Source organism: Hungatella hominis (genome assembly GCF_014288005.1).
In the GTDB taxonomy this organism is placed as follows: domain Bacteria; phylum Bacillota; class Clostridia; order Lachnospirales; family Lachnospiraceae; genus Hungatella; species Hungatella effluvii.
The window spans coordinates 436904-458829 of the sequence record NZ_JACOPB010000003.1 but is presented as its reverse complement, the minus strand read 5'-3'; the positions used below and the strand labels follow the sequence as shown (position 1 = coordinate 458829).

Genomic DNA, 21926 nt, shown 5'->3' with positions numbered 1-21926 from the left:
ACAAATAACAAATGGCAGAAAGAGGTTTCCAGATCATGGGAAATCTCTTTCTGTTAAGATAATATTTATTTTTTATCCTTCTTTTTTTCATTGAAATCAGCAAGCGGTGTTAAGATTCCTCCTTTATGATTCTATCATCAAGGAGGTTTTTTTTATGGATATACAGGCATTGACACAGTATTTTCTGCAGTACGGGGCAGTTTTTATATTTGTAATTGTGTTGCTGGAATATTTGAATCTTCCCGGCTTTCCGGCCGGTGTTATCATGCCGCTGGCAGGGATCTGGGCCGCAAGAGGGCAGATCGGACTTGGGATGGCGCTGCTGCTGGCGCTGGCTGCGGGACTGCTGGGAAGCTGGATACTGTACGGGCTGGGAAGGCTGGGCGGCCATGTGCTGCTGGAACGGTATTTAAAGAAGTTTCCGGCCCAGCGGCCGGTCATAGAGAAGAACTTTGCCATGCTGGAGAGGCGGGGGGCCATCGGAATCTTTATCAGCAAGCTGATTCCCATGGTCAGGACCGTGATTTCCATTCCGGCCGGAGTGATCCGCATGAATTTTATTAAATACAGCGTGAGCTCGGCGCTTGGAATTTTTGTATGGAATTTTTTCCTGATAGGAGCCGGTTACTGGCTGGGTGACAGGGCGATCAGTCTGTTTTCATAAGAGGAGGAGCAAAATGAAGATCGCAATGCTGACAAACAATTACAAACCATTCATCGGCGGTGTTCCAATTTCCGTTGAGAGGCTGGCAGAGGGGCTTCGGAGCCTGGGGCATCAGGTGACCGTGTTTGCACCGGAGGGGGCAGGATGGGAGGAAGAACCGGATGTGGTGAGATTCCGGGTCCTTTACGAGTGGCGGGACAAGGGACTGGTAATCGGCAATTTCAGTGACAGCCGCATTGAGAAGAGTTTCCGCGAAGAACAGTTTGACGTTATTCATGTACATCACCCGGTGGTAATCGGATTTACGGCCGTATATTTAAGCAAAAAATACGGAATTCCGCTGGCATATACGTACCACACCCGCTATGAGGAATATCTTCACTATTTTAAACTGTATGAGAAGATGGCGGCGGGGCGGGGGCCTGTGAGAAATGCAGCGCGTTTCAGCAGGGAAGTGCTGGTGCCAGGGTATCTGAATACATTTATGGATCAGTGTGACACGGTATTCGTACCGACGTCATCGATGAAGGAATGTCTGGTGACACAGGGAGTTGCGACCCCGCTGGAGGTCCTTCCCACGGGAATTGGAGAGGAGGCATTTAAACGGGATCCTGAACGTGAGAAGGAGATCCGATCCCGGTATTTAAATGGAGAACCGTGGCTGTTTGCCACGACTGCGCGCCTGGAAAAGGAGAAGAATCTCGATTTTCTGCTGCGGGGAGCCGCCCGTCTCAAGGAACTGGTGGGAGACTGCTTCCGCATTCTGATAATTGGGGATGGGACGAGGAAAAAGACCCTTAAGAATCTGGCGGAGGAGCTTGGAATCGGACGTCAGATCGTGTTTGCCGGACGGGTTCCCAACGCCGAGGTATCCCATTATCTCCATGCGGCAGACGGATTTTTGTTCGCCTCCAAATCGGAGACGCAGGGAATCGTTCTTCTGGAAGCCATGGCCGCAGGCTGTCCCGTAGTTGCGGTGCATGCCAGCGGAGTCGTCGATGTCGTCAGCCAGGGAAAGAACGGATTCATGACCGGAGAAGAGGAAGAAGAATGGGCGTCTGCCGCAGCACGCCTCATGACAGAACCGCAGCTGTATCAGAAATTATCGGCGGGAGCCGCAGAAACTGCTTCCTTATATAAGGCGGAGACGGTGGCAAGGGAAGCGGAACACCAGTACCGGAAAATGATAGAAAGAAGAACTTCTCCGGAATGGGAATACAGTGGCAGGCAGCTGCCTGTGCCGTCTTTCCTGCGGCTGTTTAAGACTGCCTGACTATGCCTTCCAGGTAGGTGAGAGAACCGTCGGATAAGTAGGAATGTACCGGCGAAAGTGAAAAAACTGGAAAGGCAATAGCCAAAATTCTGAAAAACACCTTGCAATCTGGTATATAGGGTGCTATACTAATTTATTGTGAAGAGTGTAAATGAAACTAAGGACAGTATAGAGTCCTTAGTTTTTTATTGAGTTTTTATCCAAAGGAAAGAAGAGTACACATATTATGAAGATGAAACGAGAAGACGTCAGAAATGTAGCCATCATCGCCCACGTTGACCACGGCAAAACTACCCTGGTGGATGCCCTGCTCAGACAGAGCGGAATTTTCCGCGAGAATCAGGAAGTTGTTGACCGGGTTATGGACTCCAATGATATTGAGAGAGAGCGTGGTATTACCATCCTTTCCAAGAATACCGCTGTCAACTACAACGGTACGAAGATCAACATTATCGATACGCCAGGCCATGCGGATTTCGGCGGTGAGGTTGAGCGTGTCTTAAAGATGGTAAACGGAGTTATTCTGGTGGTGGATGCCTACGAGGGCGTTATGCCGCAGACGAAATTTGTTCTGCGCAAGGCGCTGGAACTGGGCCTCTCCGTTGTAGCCTGTATCAATAAGATTGACCGTCCGGAGGCGAGACCGGACGAGGTTGAAGAGGAAGTCTTAGAGCTCCTCATGGACCTTGATGCGACAGAAGAGCAATTAGACTGCCCGTTCTTATACGCATCCGCAAAGGGCGGCTTTGCAAAGAAGAATTTAGAGGACGCGGAAGAGAACATGAGCGCCTTATTCCAGACAATCATCGACCATATTCCGGCTCCGGAGGGAGACCCGGAAGCGCCGACTCAGCTTCTGATCAGCACCATTGATTACAACGAGTACGTAGGCCGTATCGGCGTAGGCAAGGTGGATAACGGAGCGATTCGTGTCAATCAGGAATGTGTCATCGTAAACCATCACGACCCGGACAAGATGCGTAAGGTTAAGGTAGGCAAGCTGTACGAGTACGAGGGACTGAACAAGGTGGAAGTGACGGAAGCGGGAATCGGCGCGATCGTGGCCATTTCCGGTATTACGGATATTCATATCGGTGATACGCTCTGCTCTCCGGAAAACCCGGAAGCCATTCCGTTCCAGAAGATATCCGAACCGACTATCGCCATGAACTTCATGGTAAATGACAGCCCGCTGGCAGGACAGGAAGGTAAATTTATCACCTCCCGTCATATCAGAGAGCGTCTGTTCCGCGAACTGAACACCGATGTCAGCCTTCGCGTGGAGGAGACCGAATCTCCTGACTGCTTTAAGGTATCTGGCCGCGGCGAGCTGCATCTTTCCGTTCTGATCGAGAACATGAGAAGAGAGAATTTTGAATTTGCAGTCAGCAAGGCTGAGGTTCTGTACCAGTATGATGAAAGAAACCGTAAACTGGAGCCGATGGAGATCGCCTATATCGACGTACCGGAGGAGTTTACCGGCGCGGTTATCCAGAAGCTGACCAGCAGAAAGGGCGAACTGCAGGGCATGAGCCCGGCTAACGGCGGCTATACAAGGCTTGAATTCTCGATTCCGTCCAGAGGCCTGATCGGCTACCGCGGTGAGTTCATGACCGATACAAAGGGCAACGGTATCATGAATACGGCATTTGACGGCTACGCTCCTTTCAAGGGAGATTTATCCTACCGTAAGACCGGCTCCCTGATCGCTTATGAGTCAGGTGAATCCATTACCTACGGTCTGTTCAATGCGCAGGAGCGAGGCATCCTGTTCATCGGAGCCGGCGTGAAGGTTTATTCCGGTATGGTAATCGGTCAGAACCCGAAGGCAGAGGATATCGAGATCAACGTCTGCAAGATGAAGAAGCTGACCAACACCCGTTCCTCCGGTGCGGATGATGCCCTGAAGCTGACGACGCCAAAGGAAATGAGTCTGGAGCAGTGTCTGGACTTTATCGATACGGATGAGCTCCTTGAGATCACACCGTTATCCCTGAGAATCAGAAAGAAGATCCTGGATCCGACGATGAGGAAGAGGTCTTCCCTGAACAAGAAATCATTGGGTTAATGGAATTATATTAGCTATACCGACAACGGCTGTATATAAGATTATGCTCTGCGGGAGGAAACTTTCGCAGGGCATATTTGCATCCTGGAAATAGTGAAATCCGTTTACTGTCAATAAATGTCGAAAACGGAAGGAAAAGAGAATCCGCCGGTATCCGGCATCCGGTATTTCGGGGAAATATGGGGGTAACTGATTTTTTGTGAGGTTTGACAGGTATTTTCTGTCGATATTTTTGGATGTGTTCTTATCATTTCACGGAATCCCTTTTCATACACTTAATATTAGCTGCAAAGCAAATTGTAACCATTCATCCGTGCATCTTTCTGTTTTCAAAAGCAGGAAAACAGAATACGCAGGACGCCCGGCTGAATCGTTACGGCAAATTAGTGAAAGAAGAGGAGAAATACAATGTCGGAAAAAATGATTGAGAACAACAAAGTAAGCGTAATCGGGGAGATCATCTCCGGCTTCACCTTCAGCCATGAGGTATTCGGAGAAGGATTCTATATGGTGGACGTTGCAGTAAATCGTCTTAGCGAGCAGGCTGATGTCATACCTCTTATGATATCGGAGCGGCTCATCGATGTAGAAGCGAATTACATAGGCTGTACCATGGAAGCCCTGGGACAGTTCCGTTCCTATAACCGGCATGAAGGGACGAAAAACCGCCTGGTTCTGTCCATCTTCGTGCGTGAGATCCATTTCCTGGAGGAATTTACGGATTATACGAAAACAAATCAGATTTTTCTGGATGGATATATATGTAAGGCCCCTATATACAGAAAGACTCCTCTGGGCAGAGAGATCGCGGATCTTCTGCTCGCCGTAAACCGGCCTTATGGGAAGTCTGACTACATTCCGTGTATCGCGTGGGGAAGAAACGCCAGATACGCCTCCGGCTTCGAAGTCGGCGCGCGGGTGAAGGTCTGGGGCCGCGTGCAGAGCAGAGAGTATACGAAGAAGCTCAGCGAAACCGAGTGTGAGAAGCGGATCGCTTACGAGGTATCTGTCAGCAAGCTGGAATGCGCGGAATAGCAAAGGATAAGGCGGCAATTAAGAAAACGGTAAGAAAACTTGCAAAAATTTAAATTTTGTGATACGATAAGCGGGTTCTAACGTAGTATATCAATATATTGCTTTTTTGCTGGTATGAGGTGCAAAAGGATGAGTAAAGGTACAATACAGGTTATATGCGGCGAAGGAAAAGGAAAGACGACGGCTGCGCTCGGCATGGGGATCTCCGCTCTGTTAAAGGGGCAGACGGTAATCATGATACAGTTTTTAAAGGGCTGTCAGGAGCTGGCCTCCTGTGAGATTTTAGAGCGGCTGGAACCGGAACTGAAGATTTTCCGGTTTGAAAAGTCCGATGCTTTCTTCGAGACATTATCGGAGGAGCAGCAGAAGGAAGAACGGATGAATATCCGCAACGGCATGAATTTTGCAAGAAAAGTACTTTCGACCGGTGAGTGTGACCTGGTTATTCTCGATGAGGTGCTGGGACTTTTGGATCAGGGGATTATCGAGATGGATGAGATGACGACGCTGCTTCAGTCCAGGGTTGAGGAAATCGACCTGATTCTGACTGGAAAGGTATTCCCGAAGGAGCTGGATCCCCTCGTGGATGGTATCAGAGAAATTGATCATCTTAAAGTTGACAATACAAAGCAATAATGGTAGTATGGTAACATACATAATAAAGTAGAGGTTGCGTTGATTATGAGTATTCTGCCTGATGCATCAGGGTGCATGTGAGGGTGGAGGAAAGGATGAGACGCCGAAGGACGGTACGGCCCGGGACGTATCTGTTCTGGGCATATGATGAAGAATCATATGACTGTCATCCTGCATGGATGGGGCGCTGCTTGAAGATAAGAAGTATTTACCGGATTCTGAACTTTAAGAGCTGACCCCGCTGTCAGCTCTTTTTCTCTGTCAGGAATGATCGTTTTGCAGGCAAAAGGATAAGAGCAGGATAATGGCACGGGGCGGGCGCATGATTTTATGTAGCGAAAGCGTTGGCAACAGGAACAGATTGAATCAGGAGGATAAGACTATGGCACTTTTTGAAGGAGCGGGTGTAGCGCTGATTACACCATTTAAGGACAACGGAGAGGTGAATTACGAGAAGCTGGAAGAACTGCTGGAAGAGCAGATTGCCGGCGGTACGGACAGCATCGTCATCTGTGGAACCACAGGTGAGGCTTCCACCATGACCCATGAGGAACATTTAAGCGTAATAAAGTATACGTGTGAAGTGGTAAATAAGAGAATACCCGTAGTGGCCGGAACCGGTTCCAACTGTACGGATACAGCCATCTATCTTTCAAAGGAGGCGGAGAAATTCGGTGCAGACGGTCTGCTTCTCGTGTCCCCGTATTATAACAAGGCGACTCAGAACGGCCTGATCGCACATTTTACCGCGGTTGCAGATGCGGTGAAGATTCCGATCATTCTCTATAATATACCGGGACGTACCGGCGTGACGATCGCTCCGCAGACGATTGTAACACTCTGTAAGAACGTGCCGAACATTGTCGGTGTGAAGGAGGCCAGCGGAAATCTCACGAATATCGCTACGATGCTTGCGATGGCAGACGGCTGTGTGGATGTATATTCCGGCAACGACGATCAGATCGTGCCGCTTCTCTCTCTCGGAGGAAAGGGCGTCGTTTCGGTTCTGTCCAATGTAGCGCCTGCACAGACCCACGAGATCTGCGCTTCCTGGTTCCGCGGCGATGTGAAAGAGAGTGCAAGACTTCAGCTGGAAGCGATTCCGCTGATCAATGCTCTGTTCTGTGAAGTGAACCCGATTCCGGTTAAGGCGGCTATGAACTTAATGGGTAAGAAGGTTGGCCCGCTTCGTCTGCCGCTCACTGAGATGGAGCCTGCAAACCAGGAACGTTTAAAGAAAGCTATGGAAGAATACGGAATTTTATAAACCCCGTTAATCATTAAATGCAGGGCCGGACGCATCGGTATCAGGGCGTCCGGCCTGTTGAGCACTCTCAGAAACTTCCCTGCACTCATTATAAAATGGAGGAAAAATACTTATGGTAAAGATGATTATGCACGGCTGCAATGGAGCCATGGGACAGGTGATTTCTAAAATTGTTGAAGAAGACGAGAATATCACGATTGCTGCAGGAATTGATGTAAATGACACCATACAGAATTCCTACCCGGTATTTCCCTCTCTGGAGGCGTGTACCGTGGAGGCGGATGTGATCGTGGACTTTGCATCGGCAAAGGCGGTAAACGGTCTTCTCAGCTACTGTTCCGATAAGAGGATTCCTGTGGTAGTGTGTACGACAGGACTTTCAGAAGAACAGATTCAGCTTGTGGAAGAGACTTCCCGTCAGGTGGCGGTACTTCGTTCCGCCAATATGTCGCTGGGGATCAATCTGCTGTTAAAGCTGGTGAAAGAGGCGGCAGAGGTACTGGCGGAGTCCGGTTTCGACATCGAGATTCTGGAAAAACACCACAATAAAAAGGTGGACGCGCCCAGCGGAACCGCTCTGGCGCTGGCTGACTCCATCAATGAGGCGATGGACAACCACTACCACTATCAATATGACCGCTCTAAGACGAGGGAGAAGCGCCAGAAGGATGAGATCGGAATCCAGGCTATCCGCGGAGGCTCCATCGTCGGTGAGCACGACGTGATCTTCGCCGGACAGGATGAGGTGATTACCTTCCAGCATACCGCCTACTCCAAGGCTATTTTTGCAAAGGGCGCAGTATCGGCAGCAAAGTTCCTGGCGGGAAAAGAACCGAGACTTTATACCATGGCGGATGTGATCGGCTAAGAGAGGCGTATCTGATCTCCCTTCAGGAAGACCACTGGGTGGAGATCCTGCAGGCCAGCATGGAAAGAGGCGATATCTGCTTAGTCGCATCAGACGGTGAGGCGATTGTGGGAGCCGCGGTCTGCGGCAGATCAGAAGGGCGCGGGAATCAGGACTGTGCCGAACTTTACGCGATTTATCTGCTGCCCGAATATACAAAACATGGCGCGGGGCACGGGCTTTACTGTGAAATCGAGGCCCGAATGAGGGCGCAGGGGTTCCGGAGTTGTGTCCTGGAGGTGCTGTCCTCCAATGCCCGGGCGATCAGATTCTATGAAGCACACGGGTTTGAGAAGATATGTTCCTTTATGGTGGAAGAGAACGGGATGAATCTTTCCTGTGATTTGATGCAAAAGGCGCAGTTGCAGCTCGCTTCCCCCAAATCAGTTTGAAGGAAAAAGCATCTTTAGATAATTTCGTGTAAAGGAGATTCTTATGGACAGAAATACCAGTGGATCAAGCAGTTTCGGAAGCAGAAAGATAATCATATTAGTGATGGGGTTATGTCTGCTGTGCGCGGCGGGGCTTCTGTTTCATACGAAGGCGAAAGCGTCCTGGCGGCCGTCTGATCAGAAGCGGGAAGAGATTGCAGAGATATTTGAGGTTTACCAGCCGTATGGGCTGAGCTACGATAAAAAGGACAATCGGTTATACTATAATGGAGCGCTGGTGCGCTATTTTGAAGACGTTGTGGATGACGACCACTATAAGGAATGGCCCAATCAGGATGGAACCGTGGATATTTATGCCTTGCACGATGAAAGAGGCGGTGTGACCGGCCTGGAACTTTTTGATGATCAGGCATTTGCGGATAGAACGCCTTCTCTGCGGTCAGCTCTCTGTGAATTGCAGATAACGGAAAATATAAACGGGTATACAGACGACGGGGAAGCACCGTTTAATGGCGGCGGGAACGATGAAAAATTAAATGAGTATATCAAAGACACCATTGAAGAGGCGTATACGGTCTATCAGCAGTACGGCCTGACTTATGACCGGGAAAGCGACCGTTTATACTACGAAAGCGAATTGGTAGGGTATTTTGAAGACAAGGAGCTGGGGCACTATTTCGGCCCCTTTGACGACAGTTCGACTAAAATTTATGCGGTCCGGGATAAAAAGGGGGAACTGTCCGGGCTGAATATAAAACGTGATGAAAATTAAGAATGATGATCGAAGGAAGCGCGAAGTGGAGAACGGACTGAAAACGTGGAATGCACATGTCTGGCAATGAAAATAAAGTTAAAGAAAAATATTAAAATGCCGGTGAGGAAAAGAGAGCTGCTCATCAGTGAATACATAAACCAAAACACAAAAGTAGTAGAGCTTGTTTTTGCTGAATGCAGGTGAATCTGTAAAAATAACGGAATTGTTGTATTTTCATATATAAGCAAAATCGGTATTTATACGGGTGCCTGTGTACACGACAAACTGAGAGAATATTATCCGAACGAAAACGCCAACGAAATTATTTTGACGCAAAATAAAGATGACTTTTTGTAACTGTGAGTATCGTGGAAGCGATGAGCGATGAAAGATTTGAAATAATGAAACCGCTGCTTGATCAAATGGCAAGTTATGAATCATGCACAGGAATGAGCAATCATGCCGTGTTGATCTGTAGAAGATAGTATTTTGGCCGGAGCAATCAGGCTATTTTGCTAAATTCGCATTAGTCAAATAAGGCGTACTTAACAAAGTGGAAGCTGTTGGGGGATTTATATGATAGGAATATATGATTGTTTTGGGTATGGTGCAGGATATAATGTTCCTTTTGAGGAAAGATATAAATTGATAAAAAATGCTGGTTTTGACTGTGTGATGCTTTGGTGGAGCGACAGGTTCGGCAGGGGTATTGATTATCAGAAAGATGTTCAATATGCAAGAAGTGCCGGATTGTATATAGAAAATATTCATACGCCAGTTCATGAACAGAACTGTTTGTCATTAGACAATTTGGCTGGAGAAAATGTATTTCACACTTATCTGCAATGCGTAAAGGACTGCTTTCAATATAATATAACAACAATGGTTATTCATTTACCTGATGATGAGCATCCTGTCAATGATTTAGGTATTAAAAGATTGGAAAATGTTATTAGTGAGGCAGAAAAGAAGAATATTCAAGTTGCTTTTGAAAATTTGAATAATATTTTAAATTTGGCATTGGTATTAGAGGCATTCCAATCAAAAAATGTAGGATATTGTTACGATAGTTGTCATCACCTGAATTACGCTCCTGATGACGACTTGTTGAAACTATATGGAAATCGTTTAATGGCGCTACATTTACAGGATAACGGTGGAAAGCATAATCAACATCAGTTGCCGTTTGATGGCAATATAGATTGGGTTAATGTGATGAAAAGAATTGCACTTACAGGATATCAAGGTGCCACCTCCTTGGAACCTATGAATTGGGATTATGAACATCTATCGATTCAGCAGTTTTTGGATTTGGCATATCAAAAAGCTAAAAAAGCAGATGAAATGAGAATAATTTAAATCACAGTTTGTCTGTCTGCTCGATGATTCGGGACACACATATAGCTTCTCAAAATGTTGCTGTTCGAAATGGGATGAAAATTATTGATAAAGCTGCAAAGAATTTTAGGAATACGGAAATGAACTTTTTTTTATATTCTGCAGAACGGACAAAATGACTTTAAGGCAAGAATTTTTAAGCTGTTTTCCGGCTTTAAGCAATTAAAAAAATTAGAAAAATTTCCCACCATAATTTATTCTCCTCTAACACATACTAAGCATAGAAAATGAAAGGAGAATGTATTATGAAAAGAATAAAACCATATGTATTTGCAGTACTTGTCATTATGACAGTGATGTGTCTGTCCGCATGCGGCAGCAATAAGAACACAACAAATGAGACCACTGGAGGCAGCAGCGCAGCTGCAACGCAGACAACGGCTATGGAATCCTCCTCAACAATGGAATCGACCTCAGCAGGTATGGGTACTACAAGAAATGCTGATGAAGACGCTGAGGAAAGCACCGGAGTCATCGACGGCATGATCAATGATGTTGAGAGAGGTGTCGATGATATAACTGGCGAGAGCAACGGCCATCCGACCAACAGTGCTGATATGAGCTCTGCTGCAGAATAAGTATTTTAGAACAGAGACGAAAAATAAAATGGCTTCAGGCCCGGAAAGGCTTGAAGCCTTTTTTTCCTTGTTATATAATGGAGCGTATAACAGAAATGAGGATAAAAGAATGAAAAAGCTGATAAAAAAGGCATTTATTACACTGATCGTTCTGGGCGTTGCCGGTATTGTCTGCCTGGCGGGCGTCAATACATATATGATCAAATCTACGGAAAAACGGATTCTTTCACAGGAGGAGGCGGCCGCGCTGGGAGCGGACTGCATCCTTGTCCTGGGAGCGGGCGTCCATCCGGACGGAAACCCCAGCAACATGCTGGAGGACCGTCTGCTTCGCGGGATCGAGCTGTACGACGCAGGCGCTTCTTTAAAGCTGCTGATGAGCGGAGATCACGGCCGGAAAAATTACGACGAGGTGAACGTGATGAAGCAGTTCGCCGTGGCCCGCGGCGTGCCTTCCGAGGATGTGTTTATGGATCATGCCGGTTTTTCCACCTACGAGAGCATGTACCGGGCCCGCGATGTGTTTCAGGCGGACAAGGTGATCATCGTGACACAGCGCTACCATCTCTACAGAGCGCTGTATGCCGCGAAACAGCTGGGACTCGACGCTTATGGCGTGGCTTCTGACCAGAGGACGTACGCCGGTCAGAAGCGGCGTGATGTGAGGGAACTGCTGGCCAGAGGGAAAGACTTTATGACCGGAATCTTCAAGCCGGAGCCGACGTACCTGGGAGAGGCGATTCCGGTGAATGGCGATGGAAATGCAACAAATGACTAATGCGGAGAAAGAAGGGACGGGCTTTTGAAGAATACCCTGTTTGCAGAAAAACAACGGATGAAACGATATAACCGGAGTAAGAAGCCGTGGAGAAGCCGCGGCTTTCTCAGGGCGTCTATGGGAAGACGTATACACATTTTCAGAAACTGTTTAAGCTGTATGGCTCTGGCGGAACTGATCGTTATAGGTGTAAATGATCCCGGTATTTTTACGGAGGCCGCGCGTCGATTACATATCGGCTGCGTGAAGGAAGAGACGGTGGAGACGGCGGATTTTGGGACTTTAGAAGATGTGCCCCCATCTGACAAAAAGGACAGCGGTGTTACAATTGACTGGAAAGAGGGCAGGGTGGAATTCTGGCGGACAGAGGAGAAGCTTCGCCGTGAAAATGTGGAGAACAGACCGGATTAACGCGGTGTCCGGCGCATTTATATGCGAATACAGCCCTCGGCCATAAGAATTTATAATATATAAAAATGTTGCAATCGCATTTTCACTGTATTATAATTTCTACTGAAATACCTTGGTTTTATTCATAAAACTTATAAATTAATTCAGGAAAAGGACTGGTGGATACCATGGAGAAAAAAGAATTACTGTATGAAGGAAAAGCGAAAAAGGTTTATACAACAGAGGATCCGGACGTATTAATTGTGGATTATAAAGATGACGCTACGGCATTCAACGGTTTAAAAAAGGGTACCATCGTAGGAAAAGGCGCGATCAACAACCGCATGACAAACCACATTTTTAAGAAGCTGGAAGCAGAAGGCGTTCCGACTCATTTCATCGAGGAATTAAGCGACCGTGAGACCGCTGTTAAGAAAGTAGAGATCGTTCCTTTAGAAGTAATTGTAAGAAACTTCTCCGCAGGCAGCTTCGCAAAGAAGATGGGCATGGAAGAAGGCATTAAGTTCGCTTGTCCTACACTGGAATTCAGCTATAAAAATGATGATCTGGGCGATCCGTTCATCAACAGCTACTACGCGCTGGCATTGAACCTGGCAACTCAGGAGGAGATCGACGCGATCACAAAGTATACCTTCAAGGTAAATGAAGTGATGAGAGAGTATTTTGACAGCCTTGGCATCGAGCTGATCGACTTTAAGATCGAATTTGGCCGTTACCATGGACAGATCATTCTGGCCGACGAGGTTTCTCCGGATACCTGCAGACTGTGGGATAAGGAAACACATGAAAAACTGGATAAGGACCGTTTCCGCCGCGATATGGGCAACGTAGAAGACGCTTACGAAGAAGTATTCCGCCGTCTTGGTATCCAGTAAACAGCACAGAAAGGTATTACTACATGAGACATGACTTGAATATTACTGCGGGGGATGAGTTACATGAGGAGTGCGGCGTCTTCGGAATGTATGATTTCGATCACGGGGACGTGGCGTCTACCATTTATTACGGATTATTCGCATTGCAGCACAGGGGGCAGGAAAGCTGTGGAATCGCGGTCAGCGATACGGCGGGCCCCAAGGGGAAAGTAAACGCGTATAAGGGGATGGGTCTGTGTAACGAAGTCTTTACTCCTGAGATATTAGAAGGTCTTCACGGCAATATTGGAGTGGGTCATGTTCGTTATTCGACGGCGGGCAGCAGTACCAGGGAAAATGCCCAGCCGCTGGTTTTAAACTATATAAAAGGCACTCTGGCTCTGGCGCATAACGGCAATCTTGTCAATGCGCCGGATCTTCGCCGGGAGCTGGAATATTCGGGGGCGATTTTTCAGACTACGATTGATTCTGAAGTCATTGCCTACCACATCGCAAGGGAGCGTGTGAAGACATCTTCTGTGGAAGAGGCGGTTGCCGGAGCCATGAAGAAGATTGTGGGAGCATATTCCCTTGTTGCCATGAGTCCCAGAAAAATGATTGGGGCCAGGGATCCCTTCGGATTCAAGCCCCTCTGTATCGGAAAACGGGACAACGCCTATATTCTGGTGTCGGAAAGCTGTGCGCTGGATACGATCGGAGCGGAATTCGTCCGGGACGTCAGACCGGGTGAGATCGTTACCATTACGAAGGATGGTATCGCATCGGATACGAGGCTGTGCTTTCAGAACCGGAGCAGGGAAGCGAGATGTGTATTTGAATACATTTATTTTGCCAGACCGGACAGCGTGTTTGACGGAGTGAGCGTCTATCAGGCCAGAATTCTTGCCGGCCGTGCCCTGGCTTTAGATTCACCGGTGGAAGCCGATCTGGTGGTCGGAGTTCCGGAATCCGGCAATGGAGCTGCGCTGGGCTATTCCATGGAGTCAAAAATTCCCTATGGCACTGCCTTTGTCAAGAACTCCTATGTGGGCAGAACCTTTATCAAGCCGAAGCAGAGCAGCCGGGAGTCGGCCGTTCGGATTAAACTGAACGTCTTAAAGGAGGCTGTGGCGGGCAAACGTGTCATCATGATTGATGACTCCATTGTCCGAGGAACCACCAGCGCTCTGATCGTCGGGATGCTGCGGGAAGCAGGGGCGAAGGAGGTCCATGTCCGGATCAGCGCTCCGCCATTTCTCCATCCGTGTTACTTTGGAACGGATATTCCTTCCGAGGACCAGCTGATCGCTCACGGCCGGACGGTACAGGAGATCTGCGACATGATCGGCGCGGATTCCCTGTCCTTCTTAAGACAGGAACGGCTGACGGAAATGGCACAGGGACTGCCAATCTGTACCGCGTGCTTTTCCGGTGAGTATCCGATCCAGCCGCCTGAGGAGGATATCCGGGGCGAGTACGCGCAGTAGTTCAGAAGTCTGCGAACGTGTACGTGCAGTAGTCCTGAAATCTGCGGACGTGTATGTGCAGTAGTTCAGAGATTCCGCAGAAGAAAAGAGGCGCTGCACCGGATTGTGTCACCATCCGGCCCGGCGCCTTTTATGCAGGGAGAGCGGCAGTGAGATGGGTATGATTCGGCATGATCCGGCACAACCGTAAATTTTGTGATTTTTTGCTTTTAACTGTGAGCAGATTATGATATGATATTTAACAAAAATCAACGAGAATTCTCCCAGCCTCTACAGGTAGGAGATGAATCGCAAAAACAAACTTAGCGGCAGTGGCGGGCAGATATCCCCCACTGACATGAGGTCAAAACAATCCGGGTAACTGGATAAAATGGCAGCATAGCTACTATGTCACTCTGGGTTTTGTATTCTGGCCTCAAAATGTGGATTGAAATAAAATCAAAAGAAAGGGTGGAGACGTGGAAACGGTATCAGTCACATGCCGGTTCCTACGTATGACGAAAGCCATCAGTCTCCTTGGTATATTTTTATGAACGACCGCTATCAGAGTCCTTTGTCTGAGCGCTATGCCAGCAAAGAAATGCAGTATATATTTTCACCGGATAAGAAATTCCGCACATGGAGGAAGCTCTGGATCGCTCTCGCCGAGACGGAGATGGAACTGGGGCTGCCGGTTACACAGGAACAGATCGATGAGCTGAAGGCCCATCAGGATGAGATCAATTACGATGTAGCGAAGCAGCGCGAGAAAGAAGTGCGTCATGACGTCATGTCCCATGTGTACGCTTACGGCGTACAGTGCCCGAAAGCAAAGGGAATCATCCATCTGGGAGCGACTTCCTGCTACGTGGGCGACAATACGGATATTATCGTTATGACCGAAGCGCTGGCGTTAGTCAGGAAAAAACTGGTCAACGTGATTGCGGAGCTGGCGAAGTTTGCAGACAGGTACAAAGATCAGCCGACGCTGGCATTTACCCATTTTCAGCCGGCACAGCCGACTACGGTTGGAAAACGCGCTACACTGTGGATGCATGAGCTGGTCATGGATTTAGAGGATTTAGACTATGTGGCAGGCTCCATCCGTTTATTAGGCTCCAAAGGCACCACGGGCACACAGGCCAGCTTCCTGGAGCTGTTTGACGGCGATATGGACAAGGTAAGAAAGCTGGATCCGATGATCGCAGAGAAGCTGGGCTATCCGGGCTGCTATCCGGTTTCCGGCCAGACGTATTCGAGAAAGGTGGACAGCCGTGTCTTAAATATACTGGCCGGCATCGCACAGAGCGCGCACAAGTTTTCCAATGATATCCGTCTGCTTCAGCATTTGAAGGAGATCGAGGAGCCATTTGAAAAGAGCCAGATCGGTTCTTCCGCCATGGCCTACAAGCGCAATCCGATGAGAAGCGAGAGAATCGCCTCTCTGTCAAACTATGTGATGTCCGATGTGATGAACCCCATGCTGGTGGCTTCCACCCAGTGGTTCGAGCGCACGCTGGACGATTCCGCGAATAAGCGTCTCAGCATTCCGGAGGGATTCCTGGCGATTGACGGTATTCTGGACCTTTACTTAAATGTAGTAGACGGTCTCGTCGTTTATCCGAAGGTGATCGAGAAACACATGATGGCGGAACTGCCATTTATGGCTACCGAGAATATTATGATGGATGCCGTAAAAGCAGGCGGTGACAGACAGGAGCTTCACGAGAAAATCCGTGAGCTGTCCATGGAGGCCGGAAGAAATGTGAAGGAAAACGGTATGGACAATAATCTCCTGGAGCTGATTGCCGCCGATCCTGCGTTCAATTTAAGCCTTGATGAACTTAAACAGAACATGGATCCGAAGAAGTATGTCGGATGCGCGCCGGCTCAGGTGGAGATTTATCTGGATGAAGTGATTCGGCCGCTGCTTTCCGCGAATCAGGATGTTCTTGGGATGACGGCTGAGATTAATGTCTAAAATAAGAATAGATACAGAGCAGAGGCGATCGATAGTCTCTGCTCTTTTCAGGAGGATACGGTATGAGCAGCAATCTGGAATATTACAAGGTGTTTTATTACGTAGGACAGTTAGGCAGCATCACGCTGGCCGCGGAGAAGCTGTGCATCTCCCAGCCGGCCGTCAGCCAGGCGATCCGCCAGCTTGAGCTTTCCGTCGATGCGAAGCTGTTTATCAGGACCTCCAAAGGTGTCAGGCTGACGAGAGAGGGAGAGCTTCTCTATTCTTATGTGAAATCGGGTTTAGATGATATCTGGTATGGGGAGAATATGTTAAGGCGGATGCAGGATCTGGATACGGGAGAGGTTAGAATCGGAGCCAGCGATATGACGCTTCAGTTTTATTTACTGCCGTTTCTGGAGCGTTTTCACGAGAAATATCCGAAGGTTAAGGTAACGGTGTCCAACGGCCCCACACCGGAGACACTGGGCTTTTTAAGTCATGGAACCATAGATTTCGGCGTGGTCAGCTCCCCGGTCGATGCGAGGCCGGAGGTCTCTGTCACTGAGGTAAAGAAGATCCGGAATATTTTTGTGGCGGGAGAGCAGTTTAAGCATTTAAAGGGGAAAAGGCTGGAATACGGTATTCTGAAAGAACTTCCCTGTATTTTTCTGGAAAAGAATACGAGTACGAGACGGTTTATGGATGATTTTTTAGAGAAGCTGGGTATTGTCGTGGAACCGGAATTCGAGCTGGCGACCAGTGATATGATTGTCCAGTTTGCCATAAGGAATCTTGGAATCGGCTGCGTGATGTCGGAGTTTGCAGAGAAGGAAATCGAAGCAGGCCATCTGTTTGAACTGGAATTTAAGCAGGGAATGCCGGAGCGGAGTTTCTGCATCATCACAGACCGAAAAAATCCCATGTCTCCCGCCGGAGGCCGTCTGCTGGAACTATTGATGGAAAAACCGGAAAAACCAATAATATAACTGAAACTTATGGAGAATATAAATAATATTGACTTTACTTATGATGCGCTTTGAGCTATGATATACGCGGTGGCAATGAGCAGTGTGGAATCCGGTAAGCAGCAATCTGCGTCATGCTTGCATGAAAGCAGATTGCTGCTTACCGGATTCCATAGGGCGAAGCCCGTGACCGAGATGGAGCGGAGCGGAATCGAGGTCCACTGCGGGATAGAACGAAGCAAAATCGAAACCCGTCGCGGTGTAGAACGAAGCAAAATCGAGACCCCCGCAAACCGTAGTGAAGTAAAGGAGGAAACAAACAAATGGTAAGAGCAATAGTAGGCGCCAATTGGGGCGATGAGGGAAAAGGAAAAATCACGGACATGCTGGCGAATGAGTCCGACATCATCATCCGTTTTCAGGGAGGCAGCAATGCAGGACATACGATCATCAACAACTATGGCAAGTTTGCGCTCCACCTTCTGCCGTCCGGCGTTTTCTACAGCCATACGACGAGCGTAATTGGAAATGGCGTGGCGTTAAACATCCCGTTTCTGGTTAAGGAAATTGACGAGCTGGTAGAGAAGGGCGTTCCGAAGCCGCACATTCTCGTCTCTGACCGCGCGCAGATTCTGATGCCGTATCATATTCTGTTCGACCAGTATGAAGAGGAACGTCTTGGGAAGAAGTCCTTTGGCTCTACAAAGTCGGGTATTGCTCCATTCTATTCAGATAAATATGCAAAGATCGGATTCCAGGTCAGCGAGCTGTTTGAAAGTGAGTCCTTAAAGGAAAAAGTAGCGCAGGTGTGCGAGACGAAGAACGTGATGCTGGAGCATTTATACCACAAGCCGGTTCTCGACCCGGAGGAGCTGTTTCAGACAATGCTTCAGTACCGTGATATGGTGGCTCCTTACGTCTGTGATGTGTCTAAATACTTATACGATGCCATCAAAGAGGGAAAGAATATCCTGCTGGAAGGCCAGCTTGGCTCTTTAAAGGATCCGGACCACGGCATTTATCCGATGGTTACATCCTCCTCTACACTGGCGGCTTATGGGGCCATCGGCGCAGGAATCGCGCCTTATGAAATAAAGAATATCACTACCGTTGTGAAGGCATATTCCAGTGCGGTTGGAGCAGGTGCATTTGTCAGCGAGATCTTCGGCGAGGAAGCTGATGAACTGAGAAAGCGCGGCGGCGACGGCGGTGAGTATGGAGCAACAACAGGACGTCCGAGACGTATGGGCTGGTTTGACGCGGTTGCGAGCCGGTATGGATGCCGGATTCAGGGATCCACAGAGGTGGCACTGACCGTTCTCGATGTACTGGGATATTTAGATGAGCTTCACGTCTGCGTCGGTTATGAGATTGACGGTGAGGTTACGAAGGATTTCCCGACTACAGTCCGTTTGGAGCGCGCAAAACCGGTCTACGAGACACTTCCTGGCTGGAAATGTGAAATTCGTGGTATCAAAAAGTACGAAGACCTGCCGGAAAACTGCCGGAAATATATTGAATTTATTGAGAAAGAGATTGAGACTCCGATCACCATGGTTTCCAATGGACCGGGGAGAGACGAGATCATTTACAGATAAGACTGTCCTTATTCATTGGCAGAAAATGAAAGACGGCCAAATCCGAGAAAGAACCCTCCGGATATGGCCGTCTTTTTTCTATTCGTTGTTTCTGTCTTTTTCCTCAGGATTTAAGAGCCTGTACACCAGTTGAAAAGCATACAATATGACCGGTATGACGACGGTTGAGAAGATAGCGGCCATCAGCCAGTTATTTGCGGACGGACTTTTGGAGAAAGCCGAAACGATGGCGATAACATACATGGCCAGTATGAATATAACTCCGGCCATGGCCAGAGGGCGTTTCCATTTCATGGGGACACCTCGCTTTCTTTGGGATGGTACTTCCCTTTATTATAACAGAAAACTTCGGAAACTCAAGGTAAGGATTTGGGATTTGTTCACAAAAACTTCAGATTTGCAGCCTGTACTTTTTTACCAGATTATAGTACAATCAGAGAGAGATAACGTGTGAAAAGACAGGGAAGGAGTGTGTATTCTTGAAGAAAAGATGGGCAGCGGCGGTTGCAGTGAGCATGCTCTTAAGCCTCGGAAGCGTCATGGCAGCCGCGGCAGATGAGACGGGGGCCGTTCAAACAGAGAACACAACTTCAGAGAGCGGAACCGCGGAGAATGGAACCGCAGAGAATGGGAACCCGGCAAACGGAGCTGCAGAGAATGGAAACCCGGCAAACGGAACCTCAGAGAACACAGCCGGGCAGGCGCCGGAGGCAGACTCCGGGAATGAAGTAAAGGGAACCTGGAAGCAGGAAGACGGCGGCTGGAGATATTATAACGAAGCTGGAACGTATAAGAAGAACAGCTGGGAGCAGATCGGCGGTTACTGGTACCATTTTGGCAAGGACGGTCTTATGGCTGTGGGCTGGCAGAAGATCGGCGGATATAACTATTGTTTCCGGGAGACGGGAGATCTGGCAATCGGCTGGTGCTACAATGATGACGATGAGAAATGGTACAATTTTAATGCGGATGGCACTGCGAAGAAGGGCTGGTTTCAGGATGAAGACGGAAGCTGGTACTGGTTTTCCACAAGAGGAGAGATGGCTTCTTCCGGTTATAAGTCGATCGACGGGAAACGGTATTATTTCTTCGAGGATGGCCAGATGGCGGCCAATCAGTATGTTGGACTGTTCTATATGGACGAGAACGGCCAGAGGGATAAGCGCTATGACATCGTGATAGAAGGAAAGAGCAGGGAATCATCTGTGGCATCTGAGACGAAAGAGGAGATCACAGCAGCCCTCGAGCATATTCCGAGAGGCTGGATCAAGTATTTTGTGGATCACGGATGGGAAATTCTCTATTATCCGGATAAGGAATATTTTTCCGCACCCGAATCCGACGGCAGTACATACTATGTGTATCATAAGCTGGATACGAGCTACCGGAAGATTAAGTTCTGCAAGCCGGAGGGATTGACCCAGGCCTTTGGAGAATACATCGGATACGCGGCCGACTGTTTTGACAGCGACAGCCAGTTCGCTGTGGATCTGGCCATGAATAAGGGGAATGTGGATGAGTTCGTCGATGTCCCCGATTATTACACGAACAACATGCAGTTTTATTTCGGTAAGCTGGTGGAGGCATACTTAAGCGACAACGATACGAGAACCGCTATGGAAGCGGATTCGCCTCAGGTCTGTGAGATTTTGAGGAAGGTTTTGTATGCGCGGTAAGCGGCTTTAACAAAACAAGCGAGAATTCCCCCACTGACATGAAGTGAAGCCGCGCATCTATAAGATGTAGCCGCACTCTGTGAAATGATCGAGTGTGGATTGAAACAACAAAATAGACGGCACTTAGCGAAATGACTAAGCGTGGAATGAAACCTATATACGAAAAATAATAGGAACGATAAAAAAGCAGGAGCAATCCTGTTTTTTTATTGCTTCTGAAAGGATAGGGAGATAGAAGACAGGAGATAATAGACGCAGAAAACAGGATACGAATAAACGAAGCGATGTTAAAGACATCATTACAAAATAATCGATAAAAAAATACTTATTTACTCTTGACTCCTGAAGGCATCAGGTATATACTAACCATAGAACGTTAATTATTTAACAAAATAGAAATAACTTATAAATGAAAAGCTTATCTTAGTTCAATCTAAATCGTTTTTATTATTAATGAGGAGGCGGCATCCATGAAGAAGATGGAAGGTAAAGTCGTACTGATTACCGGCGGTGCGAGAGGGATCGGTTATGGTATTGCAAAGGCATTTGCGGAAGAGGGCGCCAATATCGTTATTACGGGACGTACGGCGAGTACACTGATCGAGGCAAGAGAGAATCTGGAAGCAGATTACGGCATTGAAGCGCTGTTCGTAGTTGCGGATGGCGGCGATGAGACGGCTGTGAAGAACGTGGTAAAGCAGGCGGTTGACCGCTTTGGCAAGCTGGATTGTCTTGTCAATAACGCACAGGTTTCCAAGTCCGGCACAATGCTGGTGGACCACACGAAAGAGGATTTCGACCTTGCGATCTATTCCGGTCTGTATGCGACGTTTTTCTATATGAGAGAGGCATTCCCGTATTTGAAGGAGACAAAAGGCAGCGTAATCAATTTCGCCTCCGGAGCGGGCCTGTTCGGCAAACTGGGCCAGTCTTCCTATGCAGCAGCCAAAGAGGGAATTCGTGGTATGTCCCGTGTGGCGGCGGCAGAGTGGGGCGAGTTTGGAATCAATGTGAATGTAGTCTGCCCGCTGGCCATGACACCTGGTCTGGAAAAGTGGAAAGATGAGTATCCCAAACTGTATGACCAGACGATTCAGAGCATTCCTCTCAAGCGATTTGCAGATCCGGAGAAGGATATCGGACGTGTCTGCGTATTTCTTGCATCAGACGACGCCAGTTATGTGACAGGTGAAACAATTACACTTCAGGGTGGAAGCGGATTGAGACCATAAATGAAAAGAAT

At 48.1% G+C, this 21926-nt stretch carries 21 protein-coding genes and 1 riboswitch; of the genes, 20 read left to right on the top strand and 1 reads right to left on the bottom strand.

Annotated features, from left to right (window positions below; translation table 11 throughout):
• Positions 1-154: 154 nt before the first annotated feature.
• The 18 genes from H8S75_RS10025 (at position 155) to H8S75_RS09935 (ending at position 19007) form a co-directional block, all read left to right on the top strand.
• The gene (locus H8S75_RS10025) at positions 155-664 is read left to right on the top strand and encodes a DedA family protein (protein WP_110324804.1); all 510 of its coding nucleotides are present in this window, start codon (positions 155-157) and stop codon (positions 662-664) included.
• A gap of 13 nt (positions 665-677) precedes the next feature.
• Entirely contained in the window at positions 678-1937 is a 1260-nt protein-coding gene (locus H8S75_RS10020; protein ID WP_187021186.1) for a glycosyltransferase, read from the top strand.
• A gap of 226 nt (positions 1938-2163) precedes the next feature.
• Positions 2164-4005, top strand: a complete 1842-nt coding sequence (typA, locus tag H8S75_RS10015; protein ID WP_187021184.1) for a translational GTPase TypA — start codon at positions 2164-2166, stop codon at positions 4003-4005.
• A 408-nt stretch (positions 4006-4413) separates the two neighbouring features.
• Positions 4414-5040 (top strand): single-stranded DNA-binding protein, encoded by a 627-nt coding sequence (locus H8S75_RS10010; protein WP_002600312.1) that lies wholly within the window; start codon positions 4414-4416, stop codon positions 5038-5040.
• A gap of 129 nt (positions 5041-5169) precedes the next feature.
• Positions 5170-5676: a cob(I)yrinic acid a,c-diamide adenosyltransferase gene (locus H8S75_RS10005; protein WP_002600311.1), complete on the top strand. Its 507-nt coding sequence runs from the start codon at positions 5170-5172 to the stop codon at positions 5674-5676.
• A gap of 20 nt (positions 5677-5696) precedes the next feature.
• Positions 5697-5874, top strand: a riboswitch (Lysine riboswitch).
• 184 nt (positions 5875-6058) lie between these two features.
• Positions 6059-6943: a 4-hydroxy-tetrahydrodipicolinate synthase gene (gene dapA, locus H8S75_RS09995; RefSeq protein WP_187021182.1), complete on the top strand. Its 885-nt coding sequence runs from the start codon at positions 6059-6061 to the stop codon at positions 6941-6943.
• 112 nt (positions 6944-7055) lie between these two features.
• Positions 7056-7811: a 4-hydroxy-tetrahydrodipicolinate reductase gene (gene dapB, locus H8S75_RS09990; RefSeq protein WP_187021181.1), complete on the top strand. Its 756-nt coding sequence runs from the start codon at positions 7056-7058 to the stop codon at positions 7809-7811.
• Between the two features lie 38 nt (positions 7812-7849).
• Entirely contained in the window at positions 7850-8242 is a 393-nt protein-coding gene (locus H8S75_RS09985) for a GNAT family N-acetyltransferase (protein WP_187021179.1), read from the top strand.
• Positions 8243-8285: 43 nt separating this feature from the next.
• Positions 8286-9014: a hypothetical protein gene (locus H8S75_RS09980; protein WP_187021177.1), complete on the top strand. Its 729-nt coding sequence runs from the start codon at positions 8286-8288 to the stop codon at positions 9012-9014.
• 558 nt (positions 9015-9572) lie between these two features.
• On the top strand, positions 9573-10355 hold the full coding sequence (locus tag H8S75_RS09975) for a sugar phosphate isomerase/epimerase family protein (RefSeq protein ID WP_187021174.1): 783 nt from the start codon (positions 9573-9575) through the stop codon (positions 10353-10355).
• A gap of 284 nt (positions 10356-10639) precedes the next feature.
• Positions 10640-10972: a hypothetical protein gene (locus tag H8S75_RS09970; RefSeq protein WP_187021172.1), complete on the top strand. Its 333-nt coding sequence runs from the start codon at positions 10640-10642 to the stop codon at positions 10970-10972.
• 109 nt (positions 10973-11081) lie between these two features.
• A complete protein-coding gene (locus H8S75_RS09965) occupies positions 11082-11750 on the top strand; it encodes a SanA/YdcF family protein (protein WP_187021170.1) in 669 nt (222 codons plus the stop codon).
• Between the two features lie 24 nt (positions 11751-11774).
• Positions 11775-12161, top strand: coding sequence for a hypothetical protein (locus tag H8S75_RS09960; RefSeq protein ID WP_187021169.1), 387 nt, complete (start codon positions 11775-11777; stop codon positions 12159-12161).
• Between the two features lie 167 nt (positions 12162-12328).
• Positions 12329-13036 (top strand): phosphoribosylaminoimidazolesuccinocarboxamide synthase, encoded by a 708-nt coding sequence (purC, locus tag H8S75_RS09955; RefSeq protein ID WP_002600301.1) that lies wholly within the window; start codon positions 12329-12331, stop codon positions 13034-13036.
• A 23-nt stretch (positions 13037-13059) separates the two neighbouring features.
• Complete coding sequence (gene purF, locus H8S75_RS09950; RefSeq protein ID WP_187021167.1) at positions 13060-14502, top strand: amidophosphoribosyltransferase; 1443 nt, start codon at positions 13060-13062, stop codon at positions 14500-14502.
• Positions 14503-15031: 529 nt separating this feature from the next.
• Positions 15032-16462 (top strand): adenylosuccinate lyase, encoded by a 1431-nt coding sequence (gene purB / locus H8S75_RS09945; protein ID WP_207729101.1) that lies wholly within the window; start codon positions 15032-15034, stop codon positions 16460-16462.
• A gap of 62 nt (positions 16463-16524) precedes the next feature.
• Entirely contained in the window at positions 16525-17430 is a 906-nt protein-coding gene (locus tag H8S75_RS09940) for a LysR family transcriptional regulator (protein ID WP_187021165.1), read from the top strand.
• Positions 17431-17732: 302 nt separating this feature from the next.
• On the top strand, positions 17733-19007 hold the full coding sequence (locus tag H8S75_RS09935) for an adenylosuccinate synthase (RefSeq protein ID WP_187021163.1): 1275 nt from the start codon (positions 17733-17735) through the stop codon (positions 19005-19007).
• Between the two features lie 78 nt (positions 19008-19085).
• Here the strand turns inward: H8S75_RS09935 and H8S75_RS09930 are convergent, their stop codons facing one another.
• A complete protein-coding gene (locus H8S75_RS09930; protein ID WP_002600296.1) occupies positions 19086-19301 on the bottom strand; it encodes a hypothetical protein in 216 nt (71 codons plus the stop codon).
• A gap of 185 nt (positions 19302-19486) precedes the next feature.
• Here H8S75_RS09930 and H8S75_RS09925 point away from each other — a divergent pair, with 185 nt between their 5' ends.
• Both H8S75_RS09925 and H8S75_RS09920 read left to right on the top strand, forming a co-directional pair.
• The gene (locus H8S75_RS09925; RefSeq protein ID WP_187021161.1) at positions 19487-20683 is read left to right on the top strand and encodes a cell wall-binding protein; all 1197 of its coding nucleotides are present in this window, start codon (positions 19487-19489) and stop codon (positions 20681-20683) included.
• A 470-nt stretch (positions 20684-21153) separates the two neighbouring features.
• On the top strand, positions 21154-21915 hold the full coding sequence (locus tag H8S75_RS09920) for an SDR family NAD(P)-dependent oxidoreductase (RefSeq protein ID WP_055655319.1): 762 nt from the start codon (positions 21154-21156) through the stop codon (positions 21913-21915).
• The last annotated feature ends 11 nt before the right edge of the window (positions 21916-21926 follow it).

Excerpts from the sequence above, each read along its gene's own strand:
- H8S75_RS10025 (WP_110324804.1), top strand. The coding sequence starts at position 155 with ATGGATATACAGGCATTGACACAGTATTTTCTGCAGTACGGGGCAGTT.
- H8S75_RS10020 (WP_187021186.1), top strand. The coding sequence starts at position 678 with ATGAAGATCGCAATGCTGACAAACAATTACAAACCATTCATCGGCGGT.
- typA (WP_187021184.1), top strand. The coding sequence starts at position 2,164 with ATGAAGATGAAACGAGAAGACGTCAGAAATGTAGCCATCATCGCCCAC.
- H8S75_RS10010 (WP_002600312.1), top strand. The coding sequence starts at position 4,414 with ATGTCGGAAAAAATGATTGAGAACAACAAAGTAAGCGTAATCGGGGAG.
- H8S75_RS10005 (WP_002600311.1), top strand. The coding sequence starts at position 5,170 with ATGAGTAAAGGTACAATACAGGTTATATGCGGCGAAGGAAAAGGAAAG.
- dapA (WP_187021182.1), top strand. The coding sequence starts at position 6,059 with ATGGCACTTTTTGAAGGAGCGGGTGTAGCGCTGATTACACCATTTAAG.
- dapB (WP_187021181.1), top strand. The coding sequence starts at position 7,056 with ATGGTAAAGATGATTATGCACGGCTGCAATGGAGCCATGGGACAGGTG.
- H8S75_RS09980 (WP_187021177.1), top strand. The coding sequence starts at position 8,286 with ATGGACAGAAATACCAGTGGATCAAGCAGTTTCGGAAGCAGAAAGATA.
- H8S75_RS09975 (WP_187021174.1), top strand. The coding sequence starts at position 9,573 with ATGATAGGAATATATGATTGTTTTGGGTATGGTGCAGGATATAATGTT.
- H8S75_RS09970 (WP_187021172.1), top strand. The coding sequence starts at position 10,640 with ATGAAAAGAATAAAACCATATGTATTTGCAGTACTTGTCATTATGACA.
- H8S75_RS09965 (WP_187021170.1), top strand. The coding sequence starts at position 11,082 with ATGAAAAAGCTGATAAAAAAGGCATTTATTACACTGATCGTTCTGGGC.
- purC (WP_002600301.1), top strand. The coding sequence starts at position 12,329 with ATGGAGAAAAAAGAATTACTGTATGAAGGAAAAGCGAAAAAGGTTTAT.
- purF (WP_187021167.1), top strand. The coding sequence starts at position 13,060 with ATGAGACATGACTTGAATATTACTGCGGGGGATGAGTTACATGAGGAG.
- purB (WP_207729101.1), top strand. The coding sequence starts at position 15,032 with ATGAACGACCGCTATCAGAGTCCTTTGTCTGAGCGCTATGCCAGCAAA.
- H8S75_RS09940 (WP_187021165.1), top strand. The coding sequence starts at position 16,525 with ATGAGCAGCAATCTGGAATATTACAAGGTGTTTTATTACGTAGGACAG.
- H8S75_RS09935 (WP_187021163.1), top strand. The coding sequence starts at position 17,733 with ATGGTAAGAGCAATAGTAGGCGCCAATTGGGGCGATGAGGGAAAAGGA.
- H8S75_RS09930 (WP_002600296.1), bottom strand. The coding sequence starts at position 19,301 with ATGAAATGGAAACGCCCTCTGGCCATGGCCGGAGTTATATTCATACTG.
- H8S75_RS09920 (WP_055655319.1), top strand. The coding sequence starts at position 21,154 with ATGAAGAAGATGGAAGGTAAAGTCGTACTGATTACCGGCGGTGCGAGA.